6 protein-coding genes are annotated in these 18,574 nt (G+C 54.8%); all 6 read left to right on the top strand.

Annotated elements, in window-relative coordinates; translation table 11 throughout:
- The first annotated feature begins 173 nt into the window (after positions 1–173).
- The 6 genes from GZH47_RS00890 (at position 174) to GZH47_RS00865 (ending at position 18,543) form a co-directional block, all read left to right on the top strand.
- Entirely contained in the window at positions 174–1,742 is a 1,569-nt protein-coding gene (locus GZH47_RS00890) for an extracellular solute-binding protein (protein ID WP_225446308.1), read from the top strand.
- A 43-nt stretch (positions 1,743–1,785) separates the two neighbouring features.
- Positions 1,786–3,423 (top strand): response regulator transcription factor, encoded by a 1,638-nt coding sequence (locus tag GZH47_RS00885; protein WP_162638099.1) that lies wholly within the window; start codon positions 1,786–1,788, stop codon positions 3,421–3,423.
- Complete coding sequence (locus GZH47_RS00880) at positions 3,416–5,275, top strand: cache domain-containing sensor histidine kinase (RefSeq protein WP_162638098.1); 1,860 nt, start codon at positions 3,416–3,418, stop codon at positions 5,273–5,275. Before GZH47_RS00885 ends, GZH47_RS00880 begins: the two co-directional genes overlap by 8 nt.
- A 522-nt stretch (positions 5,276–5,797) precedes the next feature.
- Positions 5,798–14,383, top strand: coding sequence for an immunoglobulin-like domain-containing protein (locus GZH47_RS00875; protein WP_162638097.1), 8,586 nt, complete (start codon positions 5,798–5,800; stop codon positions 14,381–14,383).
- Between the two features lie 182 nt (positions 14,384–14,565).
- The gene (locus GZH47_RS00870; RefSeq protein ID WP_162638096.1) at positions 14,566–14,703 is read left to right on the top strand and encodes a hypothetical protein; all 138 of its coding nucleotides are present in this window, start codon (positions 14,566–14,568) and stop codon (positions 14,701–14,703) included.
- A gap of 330 nt (positions 14,704–15,033) precedes the next feature.
- On the top strand, positions 15,034–18,543 hold the full coding sequence (locus GZH47_RS00865) for a family 16 glycosylhydrolase (protein WP_162638095.1): 3,510 nt from the start codon (positions 15,034–15,036) through the stop codon (positions 18,541–18,543).
- Positions 18,544–18,574: the final 31 nt, after the last annotated feature.

Below are 18,574 nucleotides of genomic sequence, written 5' to 3'. Positions count from 1 at the left end.
CATTGTTCGCCGGCGATGGCGGCGATAAGATAAAGGCGCAGTTGCGAGTGCGGACCTTCACGCAGGCGAATCTTCAGTTCGCCCCTATTCATTATTGAAAGCGCATACGTCTATCGACCCTGTCAGGATGGGCGTTATTTTGTATATTATCAATACGAAAAGGAGGGAAAAGGATGGCCGGAAAATATTTCGGGATCGCGAAGGCGATCCCCATCGTACTGATGCTGCAGTTCGGGCTCTCGGCGTGCAACGGCGACCGGAACATCGGAACCGTCGATATGGCGGCCGAGCCCGATGTGTCGCCTGCGTCAACATCGGCGGAACGGAATCCGCAAGAGCAAGAAGTGACGCTCAGCTTTTATTTTGGCGGGGACAAGAAGTCAGCGACGGACGAGGTCTGGTCCAACGTGAGCGAATACGTTAAATCCAGAGGCTTGAACGTCAATTTCGCGATTCATTACATTCCATGGCCCGACTATTCTGGCAAGCTGCTTGCCATGGCGGCCTCTGGAGATAACTGGGATTTGAACTTCGATTCGGACAATTCGTTCCAGCAAATGGCGGCCAGGGGATCCTACTTAGCGCTTAACGATTTGCTTCCCAAGTACGCGCCGCATCTGTATGCCATGTACCGGGATAAGAACACGCTTGCCTCGGCGACGGTAGACGGAGCGATCGTCGGCATGCCGTGGAATGTCAAGATGAACCAGCGGGTATATGCCGGATGGCGCGAGGATTTGGCCGACGAAGCGGGCATCGTTCGCGCTCCGGGTTCGGTCCGGACAATCGGGGACGTCGATGCCTTGCTGCATGATCTGAAGAAAGCGTATCCGAACGCCAAGCTTAGCCGCACGTCGGCGCTTCCGCTCTATGTGGTGCGGGACGAGTGGGTGGACTTGGGCTTCCACGGGCTCGGCTTCTATATGAACGATCCGAATCTAACGGTCCGGGCAATCGAGCAGCAGCCCTTCTATGAAGAAGCGGCCGTGATGAGCAAGCGATGGTACGACGATCAAATCTTGAACCGGGATGTCCTGCTGGACACGGAGAGCGCGGCCGATCAATGGCGAAACGGCAAAATGCTGTTCACGATCACGTCCCATGAATGGGCGTACGCCGCCGATCCCGGATTCGTCGATGCTTCGTACAAGCAGCAGATGTCGTTGATTTATCCCGACAAGAAGTTCGTCAACCGCTCGTCCATCGCTAACGTGCTGGCGATCAACCGGAATTCCGATCACGCCGACCGCGTATTGCGGTTTCTCGACATGCTTGAAACGGACCGCAGGCTGTACGATCTCGTGATCTACGGCATCGAGGGCAAAACTTACGTGCTGAACGGCAATACTGCGCTCTATCCGGGGGACATGCGGTTCTCCACGAGCAATTATATGGATTGGGGAGGACAGTGGGCATTCTGGAATTTGGCCTACATGCGGCCCACGGAGACATATCCCGCGGGATTCTGGGCGGAAGAGAGCAATTTCGCCGAGCTTCCGACGAACGTGCCGTCCCCGGTGGACGGCATCTTCCTGTCCGACAGCGCCATCGTGGACGACTTGGCCAAGCGGGATCAAATTTACGAGGATGTCGGCAAACCGATCGAATACGGAACCGTGCCGGATATCGACCCGTCGATCGCCGCGTACATTCAGAAGCAGAAGGCAGGAGGGCTGGATTCGATCATAGCCAACGTCCAGAAACAGGTCGATCAATACATAGCTGCGCGCATTCGCGAATGAGCGGCAGCGTTGTCCATGAATAGCTTAAGGGAAGGTGAATGAATTGATCAGCGTACTAATCGTGGACGATGAATACGAGATTCGGGAAGGGTTGTTGAAACGGATTCCGTGGAGCGAATACGGGATCGAGAAAGTGCTCGTCGCGGATGACGGAGATACGGCGTTAGAGATCGCAGAACGGATGAGGCCCGAACTGATCGTCACCGATATCAAGATGAGCCGAATGTCCGGGCTTGAATTTCTGGGGGAACTGCAGCGGATGGACGATTACGGTTATAAGGCGATCCTCATCAGCGGTTACGACGACTTCGAACTGGTCAAGCATGCGATGCAGCTTGGCGCCATCGACTATATATTGAAGCCGATCAATACGAGCGAGCTGGAAAGCATCGTGCTTAAAGCCGTCGAATTGATCATGCGAGAGAGTCTCGACAAGCACCATCATGCGCAGATGATCCAGGAGGTGCATTTCGCCACGCCCAAGCTGCAGGAGGAATTGCTGCGCGAGATCGTCGAGCATGAGTACGATCCCTATCGCGAGACGAGAGTCTCGCATCGGCTGCAGGCGCTCAAGCTGGAGTGGATGCAGTCGGCTCCGCTCCTGCTGATGGTCGTGGAAGCCGACGATCTGAAGGCGATCGTTAACCAGAAGGGCAGCCCGAGCGAGCGAGAGCTGGTCTTGTTCGGCATCGGCAACGTGGTCAGACAAACGCTGACCGAAGTATGTCTCTCCCCGACCGCGCTGTTCAGCGATTCGCGCCAGAAGTGGGTTGCGGTGTTCGACTGTTCGCGATTCGAATCGGTCGAACACTACTATTCGATCTCGCAAATCTGCCTTCAGCGGATTAACGAATTCGTCAAGGTCAAAGCGAGCATCGGCCTGAGCTCCGCGCCGAAGGAGCTCAGCCATCTTCATCGCCTGTACGGCGAATGCTGCCAGCTATTGGACCGTAAAGCGGTGTACGGCGGCAATCGGGTGTTTACCGAAACGGAATGCGAGACGGATTGCGAGCGGACCGAGCTGTCGATCCGGGAAACGAGCGAAGTGCTCGATCTGGTCAGGTACGGATCGGACGAGGAGATCGCCGCATCCATGAACGGATTCGACGAGATGGTCAAGTCCTGGGAGCTCTGCAGTTTAAAGGACATCCAACAGAGCATTTTCAAATGGCTGATGGGCATTTACCGCGGGGCTTCGGCGGCGGGATGGCCGGATCGGACATGGGAACGCAATCCGATCGCGCTCTGGGAGCAGCTGGAACAGTACGATAATCTCCAATCGTTGAAGGAACAAGCACAGGAATGTCTGATGGCCATGGCTGCCGACCACCGCAAGCTGACGTCGATGTCGAGCCAGATCGTGCAGGAAGCGGAGAAGATCATTCGGACGAGATTTGCGGATAACATCTCCTTGCAGACCGTAACGGAAGAAGTGCATGTCACCTCGGTATGGCTGAGCAAGCTGTTCAAGAAGGAGAAAGGGAAGACGTTCCTTGAGTATCTGACGGAAGTTCGGATCATGCAGGCCAAAGCGATGCTCGGCGACGTCAAGCACAAGATCTATCAAATCTCCTATCAAGTCGGATACAAGGATCCGGTGTATTTCTCGAAAGTGTTCAAAAAGCAATTGGGCTTCACGCCGAAAGAATATCGGAAACAACTGGGGATCGCGGATGAATAAAGCGTCCTTGATGTTGTTCTCGTCCCTGCGCAACAAAATGATTCTGTTGTTCTTGGCGATCACGGTCTTTCCGTTCATCGTATTCTCGTCGTATGCGCACACGAAGTCGGTCGAAGGGATCAAATATGCCAATACGACCTTCTCCTTAAGTTACTTGGAACAGGCGAAAATCAACGTGGAGACGTATCTGGACCAATTGAACGGCCAAATCAATGATCTGATCGGCGACAAGTCGCTCCAGCAGCTGTTGGTGCGCCCGCCGCAGAGCGCGCAAGAAGAAGGGGCTTTCGCGGTGAACATGCTCAGCATCGTTTATCAGAAAAAAGTCCAATTCGATGCGATGCAGCTGCACGTCTATCCGCTCGATCCGTCCCTCTACCCCACCTATATGCGAACATTGGGAGAGTCGACGAAAATCGGCGGGGAAGCGTGGTTCCGGGAAGCGAAGGACAGCGTCGTGCCATCGTGGCATCTGACGGAGAATCAGGGGAAGAACGCCAGTCCCCTCCTTTCGTACGTCAAGACGTTTACGGGGCTGCACGATCGCGCGCCACGGGGCATCGTGGTCATCGATTTGGCCGAAGACCATCTCAGGCGGTTCTTCACCCCGTCCGACCGGATGCAGGGCCAGCGGTTTCTGATCGTCGACCGGCAAGGCTTGATCTTGTTCGATTCGTCCCAGAATGAATGGACGGGCCAAGCCCTGCCTTCGCGGGAGCTGTTGGATCTGCGCGATAGGGAACCGGAAGGTACGGAGACGTTAGCCGTTCATGGCAAGAATCAGTTGACGACGTTCGTTCGCATGGACAGCAAGCCGTGGACGATCGTCAGTTTGACCCCGATGAGCGCGCTCACGCATCCGGTCTCGGAGATGAACCGGGTGATGTTCTTGTTTCTGGTCGTCTACGTGATTTGCTCCATCGGACTCGTCATCCATATCACGCTGCATTTTACGCAGCCTGTCTTCCGGCTTGTCCGCCTGATGCGGAAGCTGGAGGACGGAGACTTCGATCTGACGATTCCGCACCAAACCCGCAAAGACGAGATCGGCTTGCTGTATAGCGGATTCGGCAGAATCGTGCGGACCATCGAAAGCTTGATCGCGCAGTCCACGCAAGCGGAACGCAACAAGAAGGAACTGGAGTTTCAAGTGCTCAGCCATCAGATCAATCCGCATTTTCTGTACAATACGCTGGAGTCGATCCGGTGGAAGGCGGAGAATCACGGACGTTCCGACATCGGGGAGATGGTATCCACGCTCGGGAATTTACTGCGCCTAAGCTTGAACCAAGGCAAGGACATCACGACGGTCGGACGCGAAGTCGAACAGGTGAAGGCTTACGTGCAGATCGAACAAGCCCGGATCGGGAGACCGCTGCGGGTGATGTATTTCTTCGATGACGAGGTGCTCGGGATGCCGTTCATGCGGCTGCTTCTGCAACCGCTCGTGGAGAATGCGATTCAGCACAGCATTCGCGGCAACTTCGATAAGGGCAAAGTGATTCTATCCGGCTACGTGGAGGAGCAGGATATCGTCATCGAAGTCACGGATAACGGCAAAGGAATTCCGGCAGCGGTCTTGCAGCAGCTGGATGCGGAGCCGGCCGATAAGAAGACGGCGGGGCGCAATGGCGTCGGCTTGCGCAATGTGAACGAGCGGCTGAAAATTTACTTCGGCAACGACTACAAGCTGCGAATCGACACCGGCGAAGGCAAAGGGACGAAGATTACGATTCGACACCCCGTCCGGGATAGCCCGGAGGATAGCTCGGAGGATGTCCCGGAGACTGTCTCGAAAACTGTCTCGAAAACTGTCTCGAAAACTGTCTCGAAGGCAGCGAAAGCACAATAATACGCGGCGTCAAACAGATGAGGGTTCGGAAGGTTGGATAGAACGGATCTTCAACGACTTCCATCCAGCCGAGCTTTCGAATGCTTCGCGGAATGAAGGCAATATACGCCTGTAAAGGATAAGACTGCCTCATAGGAAATGATTTCCGCTACTCGTATAATAAGTTCAGTCCACCATATATACACGGCATTGTTCTAGGAAAGAAGAATGTGGAGAGCTTTTTTTCTTTTTGAAAACGCTAACATTTTGTCGAATGTGGTCGGATAGTTCTTTGCCAGGCTGGACCAATGGAACCGCAGAGGAGGTGCGACAGCGAGTGTGAACGGACCGATCGTTACCGTATTTCGTTGCGATCCGATGCAATTGTCCTTTCTCTAAGTCATTACGATACGGGAGGAAAGTATGTTGATAAAAAGACGTCGATTATTAGCATCATTACTTGTGTCAGCAATGTTGCTTGCGTTGTTTACTCCGAGCAGGTTCATCCGAGCGGAAAGCGCGGATATCCCGGACGTATTTTCATTGACCGTAAACGCGGGCGCGGACGGCAATACGGCGACCTACGCCGATACGCCGGACGGACAGAAAGCGTGGAGCTTGAACACCGGAACCTCCAAGAACGGAGGACCCTGGGATAACCTCTTTACGCCGAGCGTGGCGACTTCCGGCAACTTATCAGATTATAGAAACGGCTACTTCGCTTTCGAGATGTACGTGCCCAATGCGAGCTTCAAACTCATGCAAGGGAATAACTGGCTCGTCGTCGTAAGCGACAGTAATCCCGCCGGCGACAAGTTCAACACCGATTCCCGTCTCCAGCTGGATGTAAGCGGGGTCGCGAATGCCGCCGTGGGCACATGGGCAACGGTCTATGCGAAATTATCGTCGTCCAGCGCCGTGGCCGGGAACTTCAATGACGCCTGGCTGGACCAAGTAACCAGACTGGCGATGCATCTGCAATGGGATACGAGCGTCCCTAAGACCGACGTGCTCATCAAGAACCCGCGTTTTCAAAAAAGCGCGTTAGGCACGAACTTGTCTTCGTCGACGGTTCCCGCGCTTGACGTAAGCACAAGGACTGTAACGGCGAATGCGCCGGCTAACGGGCAAGCCGTGGAATTCGCAATAAGCGAAGGCGGGACCGCTCCCGAATCCGGTTGGGTGGACGGCGTTCAAGGTCAAGACGGTAACGGATATTCGTATTCATATGCCGAATTGCCCGCAGCAGACACCTACTATGTATTCGCGCGCGCGAAAGCGGACGGTACCTATAACTTCAGCGGTGCGTCTGCAAGAACTACCGTTACGTCCATTGACGAGCAAACATTGGTGGACGGGGCTGCGGCATCTCTGACATGGGATACCATTAAAGGGAATAACGCTTCGGAAAACGACGTGAAATCGCAGCTTAGTCTTCCGGCCTCGATCGGCACGACTAACGTAGCCTGGTCTTCGGACAACGCGGCAATTAGCAACAGCGGCAGCGTAAATACGTTATCTAATAGCGGCGTAGACAAAACCGTCGTACTCACGGCGACAATCACGAAGGGAGCTGCAAGCGCTGCGAAAACCTTTACGTTGACGGTAAAAGCCGTGAACGCGGAGGTCAACGCAAAGGCTGCGACGTATTTCCCTAATGCGAACGAGGGGACGAACGCTACGGCGCCGGACGGAAATACGGCATTCAAGCTGGGCGCCGGACGGATCGGCGCAGGCGCTGAACGGATGTGGGATGGCCGCTTCATCAATAGCAGCGGCGACCAGAATTTACTGGCATACGCGAATCAGTTTTTTGTATTCGATATGTATGTCACGAGTGCCGATCTCTTGAACTTAAACGGCAATAACTGGATTGCGATGGCCGCTGGCGGCAACAATGTGGACACCAATTCGCGTCTTAATCTGAATGTGAATGAAATCAAGAATGGCTCCGTTAACGGATGGACGACTGTATACGCGCAGTTATCGGCAGCCAATTCTCCGAATGGCTTCAATCCCGTAAACTTGGACACGGTACAGGCAGCGAGATTGCAAATGCAATGGCCGGCCGTTCCCCAAGGCGACATCTATATTAAGAACCCGCGCTTCCAGAGCACCGCGGAATCGCCAAGGCCGATTCCCGCAGCGGTCGAGACGACCGACGACATAACGGTATCGTCAGCAGCGCCGGCGAACGGCCAAGCCGTGCAGTTCGCGATCAACGCCACCGGCAGCACGCCTGCAGACGGCGACTGGAAGACGGGTACGCTCGATGCGGGCGTTTATGCCGCGACGTTTGCGAAACCTGCGGGCAGCACCTATTATGCGTTCGCGCGCACGGCTCAAGATACGCAATATCCGTTCGCAGGAACGCATACGAGAGTCAAATTGGAGCATCTCACCGACTCCCAAGCCATTGCGGACGCTGCAGCCCGCCTGACATGGGATACGATCAAGAATGCGAATACGAACCAATCCGAAGTCAGAACGGCGTTGACGCTTCCGGCAACGGGCGCGAACGGTACGGCTATCGCATGGTCGGCTGCACCGGCAGGCATCATTGATCCCGCAACGGGCAGCGTCACTCGCGATCCCGACGAGGACAAAGCCGTAACGCTTACGGCGACGATAACCAAGGGCAGCGAAACACCGGTTCAAGTCCCTTTCAGCTTGACCGTGGCCAATTCATCGAAAGAGCTTGCCGAAGTGTTCGTCGACTTCAACGATCCCGACACGTTCGCGCTATCCGGCGACAATGCCAAACTGGTAGGCGACGGTCTGGACGTCAGCCTGAGCGGCGACAGCAGTCCGGTGCAGAGCGTGACTCAGAACGGTACCGGCGCCGTGAAGGTCGGCGACTTCATGTACGTCATTGTAAACGACCCTCGACTTAAGCACGTTAACAAGGTCGAATTAGCGGTCGAATACTGGCGGCCTAGCGCAGCCGGCGGTATTGCCTTGCACTATAACACGATCTATCCCGGCACCTTCTCCGGGTACGACGCCTATCGGTCGGCCAGCCTCCCGGCGGCAGGGAGCGGGAACAATTGGGTGACCTCGAAGGTTGTGCTGAACGGAGCTAATTTCGCGATCGGCGCGCAAAATCAAGGCGCGCACTTCCGATTCGCCACAGCCGGAGCCATCATTAAGAGCATCCGAATCACCGAAGTGCCTCCGACGGATGCGGAAGCCGTTCAGCTTGCTGCGGACGCACTGACTTGGGACGCGATCAAGGGCGCGAATACCAGGCAAGATCTGGTTGAAACCGACTTGACGCTCGCGAAGACAGGTTCGACGGGAACCGGCATCGCCTGGACATCTTCCAATGACGCGGTCATCGATCACGACACCGGCGCAGTCGTGCGTCCGGCAGCCAACGCGACCGTGACGCTCACGGCGACCATAAGCAGGGCGGCGGCTGCGCCGGTCGTGAAACCATTTACGATCGTCGTTCGCGGAACGGGTGCCGGTACCGACGAGGATGCCGTAAATAACATGATTACCAAACTGACATGGGATTCGATCAAAGGCGTCAACGTTTCCGCGGACAATGTGTCGACGAACTTAGTTCTTCCGTCGATGGGCGAGAACATGACGGACATTGCATGGAAGACATCCAACGGGGCCCTCATTAACGCTGCTGGCCTGATCCCGACCAACCGTCCGGACGACGGCGGTCCTGTCACGCTTACGGCAACGGTAACTAGAGGCCCGGCTGCCGCTCCCGTAACCCGGACGAAAACCTTTGAGCTGACCGTTCCGGACAGATACGATTACGAAAGCTACACGAGAACGGCGATCGTTCAGGCGAACGACGCGAAGGATTGGGCAATCTCCGACTTTAACGTACTGGCTTACGGCGCGAAATCGGAAGCGACGGCCAAAGCGGAAGGCTTGGATGCATTCGATAACCGAGAAGCTTTCCAAGCGGCGATCAACGCGGCGTACAATGACGGCGGAGGCGTCGTCTATGTTCCGGCGGGAACGTATGCGTTCCGTACCGAAACCACCGGCACCGTAAGCGTTAAGAGCACGACCGGCAATACGAACTACGACTATAAACAAGTTTTGAATTTGCGGGCAGGCGTACAGCTCCGCGGCGAATGGGATAACCCGGATGCGGCCGGTTACGATGGTAAAATCGACGGAACCATTCTCGCCGTGTATGCCGGCAAGGGCAGCGCCAATTACGACACGTACGTGGACTCCGACGAGAGAGAGAATCAGACGGGCGGCAAGAAAGTCGCCAACGTGTCCGATCGGTTCATCGACATGGAGCAGGGCACGGGCGTATCCAACCTTTCCGTCTGGTATCCCGAGCAGGATCTTACTGCCGAGACCGAAGTGGAAGTGAGGAACGAAGACGGCCAGAAGACAGGGGAAACGGAAACCATCAAGGGCATTCCGTATCCATGGACGTTCTTCCAGCGAACAGGAAACAGCGCAACGCTCGATAACGTTACGCTGGTGAATGCTTGGGCGGGCTTCATTTCCCTGCCGAGCGAAATGCATTACGTGCTGAACAGCAAGATGACGGCGCTCTACAAGGGCATCGTGGTGCACACCTGCACGGATATCGGACGGATCGAGAACGTGGACATGGACCCGAAATACTGGGCGAATTCCGGACTTGACGGCGCCCCTTCCCTTGCGGATACGAGAGCATACACGAGAGCGAACGCGATCGGATTCATGATGCACCGTTCAGACTGGGAATACGTATCCGGGCTCAACGTTACCGGGTATAAGACGGGGATGTGGGTCGGAAGGGAACCGGGCGGCGACGAATCTCCGAATGCCCAGTTCTACGGATTGAATATCAAAGACAGTCAAACCGGGCTCTATATCGATAACGCCAACGGTTTTGGCTTGCTGATCTCGAATTCGGAATTCGGAGGCGACACGGCCGTTTATTTCAACGAGCGGTTCGAAACTTCCGTTCAATTCAACGGCGTTGACTTCAAAGGCCCGATCGTAAGCAACGCCAGAGGCGGAGTCATCTCCTTCGAGGACAGCACGTTCGACCAATATGGCAATTACGCGCTGAACTTCCTGAACCGAGGCACTGCCTTGGTCAGCCAGAGCAACTTCAAACAAGCTGACAAACATGCGGCTCTCGGAGCTAATTTCGGAACGTTCAAATCGGTAAACTCCGGTTATAACCTTGACATCAAGAGCGCCAACCTTGCCGATCACATCAAGAACCTTAAGCTTGACGTTAAGGCTGACAGTACCAAAACCGCGGTGCAAATCGTAAACGATGCGGGTTATCTGTTCGAACCGATTCCGAAGAACGTCAAAACGGATATTGAGGTACAACCGAGGCCGGCATCAAACGCAGTGCTTAGAGTCGACCTCCCGCGCTCGTTAACGGCCGACGCGCCGACCGTGGACATCTCCGCTGAATTGCAGGACGCGCTTAACGAGGTGAAAGCCAAGCATGACGGCGGCACTGTATATTTGCCTGGGGGAAGATATCGGCTGGATCATCCGGTCATCGTTCCCGAAGGCGTTGAACTGCGAGGAACATGGGATGTTCAGCACCATACGGCAGGCGGCGGCACGGCGATATTCACAACCTACGCCGGCGGCGATCAGGGAGAGAACGGCCCCTCGCTGATTCAGCTTAAGGCACATGCAGGTCTTAGAGGAATTAACATTACGCAGGCGAATCTAACCAGCGTTAGCCTGGATAACCCTGATCAAACGCTAAAAACGCCGTTCTTGGTGCAGGGACAGGGAGCAGGCGTATATGCAATCAACTTAACGATTCCGATCGGGGATAAAGGCATCGATCTCGCTTCTTATAAAACCGACGGGCATTACGTGGATTATTTAGGCGGTACGCTCTTGAGAGCCGGCATCTGGGTCGGCGGAGGCTCGGAAGGCGGATTCATCCGAAACATGCAGCTTAATCCGCATTATTCCTTGAGACTTCCAGGAGGTCAAGGCTATACGGCGCCTTCCGGCGACGTGTACGGATTCGTGCAAAGATACCTCAGCGCGCTCAAGTTCTCCGATGTGGAAGACGAGACGATCTTCAACAACTTCGTGTACGGTTCGGTATACGGCATACACTTCCTGAAGAGAGACTTGGGGAACGGCCAATTCGCCTATCCTGGCAAACTGACGATCATCGGCCACGGCTCGGACGGATGCGCGTACTCGTTGTACGTCGAAGACGCGGACGAGAACACCAAAATCATCGCGATCAATTCGGAATTGGTGAATACGAACATCGCGACGGAGCCGGACAGAGCGTATGTCAAAATGGGCGATGCGGCGAATACCGCCAAAATCGACCCTAAAGCGGAGCTGGTCCTTTACAACAGCGCGTTCTGGGGAAGCCCGAGCCTTGCGGGAGCACTGGTCAATAACGGGATCGTACGCTTCCAGCAAGCCAACTTCACGCAGCTTCCCGGCAACAATCCGGGTATCGACGTATTCGGCGGTCAAGCGCATGTATATTCCTCTTACTTCCAGCCGACCAAGAACGGCCAGAACAATAATGTGTATGCCAAGCTTCGAGAAGGCGGCACGTCGATCGAGCTTAGCAACAATTATTACGCATCCGGTTTGAGGAACAGCACCCCGGCCAGCAACCCGTACGGCATTTACGGATCGGATTTGTTGGCGGAACCGTTCGTATTCGGACTTAAACAGGATGGTACCGGACAGCAATTCAGCTTTAAGTATAATGTCGGAGGAAAAACTTCCTCGCCTGGGTATCTGACGCTTGTTGCTCCTACGGCTTACGCGGAGGGGTTCACTCCGATCAAGTTTAACTCGCTTGCGGCCGGTGAAGCGGTAACCGTGGATATACCGGATTATGTCGCAGGCTTGCTCGCCTTCGAGCTTCGTCTTGACGATGGCCATGTCTACACCTATACTGCTAATTTGGATGAAGCGTATGCGGAGAAAGCAAGCTCGGCGGGTGCGGATAATCCGGCCAAGAGCGCTGTAACTCCGACGTTCGAGATGGATTCCAAAACCAATGTGACGATGGGATCTTGGGACGGCCCGCAAGACCTCAGCGCAGCATCGCGTTTCGCTTGGGACGACAGCAACTTATATGCGTACATTGTTGTCACCGACGACGTGCACTTCAACAGCCAAACCGGCGGCAACATATGGAAAGAAGATAATTTGCAGCTGGGCATTGATTTAAACAATCCTGCATCCGACAGTTCGACTCGCAACGAGCTTGGATTCGCTCTCAACAATGACGGCGACGAGATCACCTATGCGTGGAGTCGTCCATCGGGAGCCAATGCGCCGACGGCTCCGATAACGGATATCGCGGCCCATATTACGCGGGACGAAGCGTCCAAAACGACGATTTACGATTTGAAAATCCCGTTTAACACGCTGCTCAAAGATCCTGCTTCGAAGCTCGCGAACGGAAGAATCGGCGTAGCGGTCATGCTTAACGAATCGGACGGCTCGAATGAATCCGACGGCGGCAGAGGCACGTTCGAAGTCGAGAGCGGGCAATTAAAGAACTCAACGTTATTTACGGATTTGTATCTGTTCGGCGCTGGCGGATACAATGAATTGCTTGAAGCCTCGGCAAGAACTTCCGTTGCGAAAGCGGTCGCGTCTAAGTCCGCGGCGGATATCGCTATGGCCCGCAACTTTGTCACTATTATGGCAGACGGCGAGGCGAAGACGGAGCTGTTGAGCAGTATCGATGATATCTCCGTCGCGTCGTATACCGTCACGTTCAAGGACTGGGATGGAACGATCCTGAAGTCGGAAACGGTGAAGCGCGGGGAGCATGCAACCGCGCCGACGCAGCCGACGCGGAAAGGATACAAATTCGCGGGATGGAGCGAAGACTTCACGAATGTAACGTCGGATATGACCGTTACGGCGAAGTATACTGCCGTGCCCGTAACGCCGAGCAATCCAGGGAACGTTTCGTTGCCGCCAACTACGACAACAGATGTAGATAGCGATGGAAACGTCACGGTGAGCTCGACGCCTACGTTGAAAGGTTCTTCCAATCTTGCGCAAACCGCCTTGTCCCAGACCGAGCTTGACGATGCTTTTGCATTGGCGGCTGGCAAGTCTGCGCGGATCAAAGTAAGCGTAGCCGGTATTGAACATGCGCAAGGCTATGCATTAGGTATTCCTGCCTCTTGGTTCAAAGGGGACGCAAGCAGATCGATCGTGATCGAAACGCCGTTAGGCTCGGTTGTCGTGTCGAGCGCGATGCTGAACGAGGCTCAATTGCAGGGCGCCGGACAGACGATAACCATCGTCGTGCGCCAAGCGGATAAGAGCGGATGGAGTCAACGGCTTATCGACGAGATCGGCAATCATCCGGCATTGGATCTGTCGGTCATGATGGACGACAAGGTAATCGCTTGGAACAACAGCGAAGCGCCGGTTACGATCAGCGTGCCGTATACGCCGACAGACTCGGAGAAGCAGCATGCCGAACAGCTTGTAGTCTGGTACGTCGACGGTAATGGCAGCGCAACGCCGGTTGCTAACGGCAGATATGACAGCGCAACGGGGCAGCTCGTGTTCCAAGCCTCGCACTTTAGCCAGTATGCGGTCGTATACGCAGCGCCAAAGTTCAGCGACTTGAACTATGTAGCGTGGGCAGCCAAGGAAATCGAAGCGTTGGCAGCCAGAGGCATCGTGGAGGGGACGTCGGCAACGGCCTTCAATCCGAAGACTGCCATCAGCAGAGGAGAATTCCTCGCCCAGTTGATCAGGCTTCTTGAGCTGGATGCCGCATTCAAGGACAGCTTCGCCGACGTGCCGACAAGCTCGCCTTATTACCAAGAGCTTGGCATCGCCCGCGCGCTTGGCATCGTTGAAGGCGTCGGCGGGAATAAGTTCTTGCCGGAAACGCAGATCAGCAGAGAAGATATGGCCGTCATTCTGAAGCGTGCACTTGATCGTATCCCTGGCAAGCTGCCGCTCGTGCAGGCCAAGGCAATCGACGCATTCAAGGACGGTGCGAAGATAGCCGCTTATGCAAGAGATGGCGTGGCCTATATGCTTAGCGTCGGTTTGCTTCAAGGAAACGGGGACGACACCTTGAATCCGAAGGGCAGCCTGACTCGCGCGGAAGCAGCGACGATCTTGTATCGCATTTATACGCAATTACCTTAAGGAACACGAAAAGGAACACCTTAAGGAAGACATTAAGGAAGACATTAAGGAAGACATTAAGGAAGACATTAAGGAAGACATTAAGGAACACTTGAAGAACACGAAGAAATGCAAGAAGAAGCCAGGGGGCTGCCCCTGGCTTCTTCTTGCATATGGAATGAATTGGAGCTGCTACTTGCGGATTGATCCTGCCCGTCGTCGTACTGATCGGCTGGCAAATCGCCGGGAATCTGGATCTGATCTCGAAGAACCTGCTGCCGACGCCGTGTGCCATCGGATCAACGTTCGTGGATTTGGCGAAGTCCGGCGATCTGTTGTAGCATCTATCAGCCTCCATACGGCCACCGATTCGTTCGTGCGATTATTGGAGAAGAGGCTTCTCCGATGGCGGGATAGTTTCAAAGGTTGAATGCCGCAGATCCAAGTTTGCGATATTGTCATACAGTCCGGAATTTATAATTGACCTATAAGACTGCCGATCAATCGGCGGCCTTTCCTTGCGAATGGGGAGGATAGTCCGCTGCATCCGACGAATTACGTTCAAGTAGTCTTCAATTCGCGCCTTGGAGGTGGAGCCATCGGACGATTATGAAACTGGATCCTTGGGTGAAGAGCGAAAGCACGAATATTTAAGGAGGTTAACAGTTGAAATGAAGATGAAAAAGGTTAAATTGAAAGCGTTATCAACGATTGTCGCGATTCTGACGATGTTGTTCGGCTCCGCGACAGGCGTTTTCGCCGACGACAATGTAATGGCCGACAGTCCGGCGGCTACTGCCGGAACAGCCAGCGGCGGGACAGTACTGGCCGGTCCGACCGACTTTAACGTAAACGCATGGGATACGCATTCATATGGCGATGCCAGCTGGGCGGACTACAAGGTAGAGTTTGATATCGCTGATTTCGCAGATACTTCCGGCGACTGGCATGATTTCAAACTGCAGTTCAGAAACAATGATGATAATTATTATTGGGCTTACATCGCGAACTGGGGGATGAATCTGTATGGCAACGGTTCCGTAAAATACAACAACGGCAGCCCCATTACCGCTGTCAGTCCTCAACCGGTCTATGCGGATACGCCCATCCACTATGAGTTCGACGTGATCGGCAGCACGATCACCGGTCATGCGAACGGTACGCAGATATTCTCCTACACGGACGACAGCGCAGGAGCATTGTTATCCGGCGGCGTTAGCTGGACGGCAGAGAATATCGCGCTTACCCTTCGCAATTTCACCATCACCAGCTTGGATTCCGAAGGCGCCGTAACCGTCGGTCCGACCGATTATTCGGTGGCGAACGGACAGTCGGCTTCCTATGGCGATTCCACCTGGATGGACTACAAAGTAGCATTCGATATTTCGGATTTCGACTTGATTCCGGCGGGCTGGAACGATTTCAAATTGCAATTCAGGAATAGCAGCCCGGATGCTAATCGCAATCCGAAAGATTATTACTGGGCTTATATCGCCAACTGGGGAATGAACCTTTATGGCAACGGTGCTGTTCGATATAATGACGGCGGCGCCTTAACCGGCATTAATCCGCAGCCGGCGTATACGGATACCCCGATTCACTATGAATTTGATGTGATCGGCAGCACCATCACCGGATATGCAGACGGTACTCGGATCTTCTCTTACACCGATACCAACAATACAAAGCTGCTCTCCGGAGGCGTGAGCTGGAAAGCGGAAAATCTCAACGTCAAGCTAGAGAATTTCACGATCACGCTCTTGAAGACAGGCGATGGCGGTACAGGCGGCAGCGGCGGCAAGAAGCCGATCACCGATCAAGTTACCGTCGGAGCGATCAAAGTTCCGCAAGCCGGCGTCTTCCCGACCAGCCGCTATCACTACCTCTACAACAACGGCGTCTCGGATGCATGGGCGTATAGAGACGGCGGCAAAGGCGTAGCTGCGGAAACCATCACTTGGGATCCGCTTATTACTAGTACGTTCAATACGAATACGGTTTATACAGCCACCGTTACCTTGCAGCCCATCCAGCCCAATACGACATTCGCTGGCTTCGATACGGCTAATCTCTTAGGCCTGCCTACAGTTGGCGTGACAAACACCGACATCGGCGAAGATGGCGACAATTTAGTGGTCAAGATCACCTATGCGTCTACGGGCAGCATGGCAGCGACATTTAACGAGAATCAAGGTTTATTGTTCGACGACGAATTCGACGGTACTTCGCTGGATACGGCCAAGTGGGTGCCAAGCGTCGAAGAAGTGCGCGCAGGAGGAAGCGCTTGGGATAACAGCCTGATTAAAGTCGAAGACGGCCATCTGGCATTGGGCATGAAGCGCGATCCGCAGCAGGGGACCGAATATGGCTTAGCTGCCGATCCCAACTTTCTCTCGGCCGGCGCGGTACAGACCGCTCTGGATGATCGCAGCGTCGTCAATTTCGAGAATGCCTACGGTTACTACGAATCCAGCGTTAAATTCCCGCAGGTTGCCAATACTTGGGGCGCGTTCTGGCTGTATGAACCGTCGGTACTGATCGAACAAAACGATGGCTTGGACGGCACGGAAATCGATATTCTTGAAACGATCGGCAATGCGGACGGCGTCTCCGACAGCTCGTTGCACTGGAACGGTTATGGCGGCGCCCACGCGGCAGCCGGCACGAACTTCTCGTATAAGGACTACGTTTCCAATATTTATGACGGCAACTTCCATAAACTCGGTTTGCAATGGACGCCTTCCGGCTATACCTTCTACATTGACGGCAAAGCCATGTGGAAAGTAGACGGCGGCTTGCTCGACCAAGGATACGGCACGGGCAGCTTCAGCGGCATCAATCAGAACCCGCTGCATCTCATGCTCTCGATCGAGAAAGCCGGCGGCGCGCTGCCAGCCGATTTCACTTATGACGAAATGCAAGTCGATTATGTCAGGGTATACGATCGTCCTAAGTACACGGTGGACCTGAGCCTCGCGCCGGTGTACGATGCAGCCGGCAGCCAATGGCAAATTCAAGCCACGTTGACGAATACGGCCTCTTCCGGAGAGGCCCAAACGGGCACCGTCACTTTGGCAGGAACGACAAAACAGTATACCGTTGCCCCAGGAAATCAACAAGTATTGACCTTTGCGGTAGATGCGGCTGCTGTCGCGGGAATCGGCTCCACCTTCACGGCCGATTTCACGACCGGCGATGGCGGATCCGGATCAGCCAGCGTCAAATTAGGCGCGCTTACCGCCGTTCAGGCGACAACGCCGGTAACGATCGACGGCAATTTGGAGGATGATCCTGTTTGGGGAGCCGCTCAACCGATCTCCTTCAATGATGGCACTTCCAGCGGCATGAGGCCTTCCGTTGCCGTTTCAGGCCAACTGGCCTGGGACAAGGACAATCTGTATCTTGCCGTAACGGCCAAGACGCCTGACTTGAATCAGAATCAAACGGGCGGCAACATCTGGCAAGGCGATGGCGTTCAGCTTGCGGTCAGAGGTTCGGCAGGCTATCGCGAGATGGGCTTCGCGCTCAATCCTGCCCAAGGCGTCCAGCAATGGAATTGGGGTGCCGACGGCACGTTGACGGGCAATAGCGCCATTCCTGCGGATATGGCGACGACGCAGATCGTAAGGGACGATAGCGCAGGAACCACCACCTACGAGATCGCCATCAAGTGGGCTTATCTCGGACTAGACAGCAGTACGATCGATGCAAGCAGCCTGTACGACATCGCGCTGGTACTCAACGATTCGGACGGCAGCAACAGAGGCTATCTCGCAGTCTACGACGGTATCGCCACAGGCTCGAAGGGCGTGGGCATGGGCAAGCTGGTCTTGGCAGCAGCCCCGCCAATCACGCCGCCGGACGTGGTGGACATTAGCGGCGTTCCCGTGCACTTCACCGCGAACAAAGGCGCAGTCTCCGTGGATTTGCGTGACCAGTCGCTTGTACAGTCCATCTTGAACGGCTCGGGGAGTGACATTGTCATGGATTTCACCGGTACCGGAGCCTCATCCGTCGAAGTGACGATCGACGTCAGTCTGTTCAAGAAATTGAATAAGACCGTTGTCATCATGACCAAAGACGCTTCCTACGCGGTCACCACCCAGAAGCTGTGGAACAACGCTGGCAAGCCGAGAATCATTACCGTCAAGAACGGAAAACTCGATTTCAAGAATGGCTGACGGCCATGGGCCATCGTGCACGGAAGGAGCG

The organism is Paenibacillus rhizovicinus (genome assembly GCF_010365285.1).
Lineage (GTDB): Bacteria > Bacillota > Bacilli > Paenibacillales > Paenibacillaceae > Paenibacillus_Z > Paenibacillus_Z rhizovicinus.
This window is presented reverse-complemented; position numbering and strand designations above follow the sequence as displayed.

Coding starts and splice junctions, on each gene's coding strand:
- GZH47_RS00890 (WP_225446308.1), top strand. CDS start 174: ATGGCCGGAAAATATTTCGGGATCGCGAAGGCGATCCCCATCGTACTG.
- GZH47_RS00880 (WP_162638098.1), top strand. CDS start 3,416: ATGAATAAAGCGTCCTTGATGTTGTTCTCGTCCCTGCGCAACAAAATG.
- GZH47_RS00865 (WP_162638095.1), top strand. CDS start 15,034: ATGAAGATGAAAAAGGTTAAATTGAAAGCGTTATCAACGATTGTCGCG.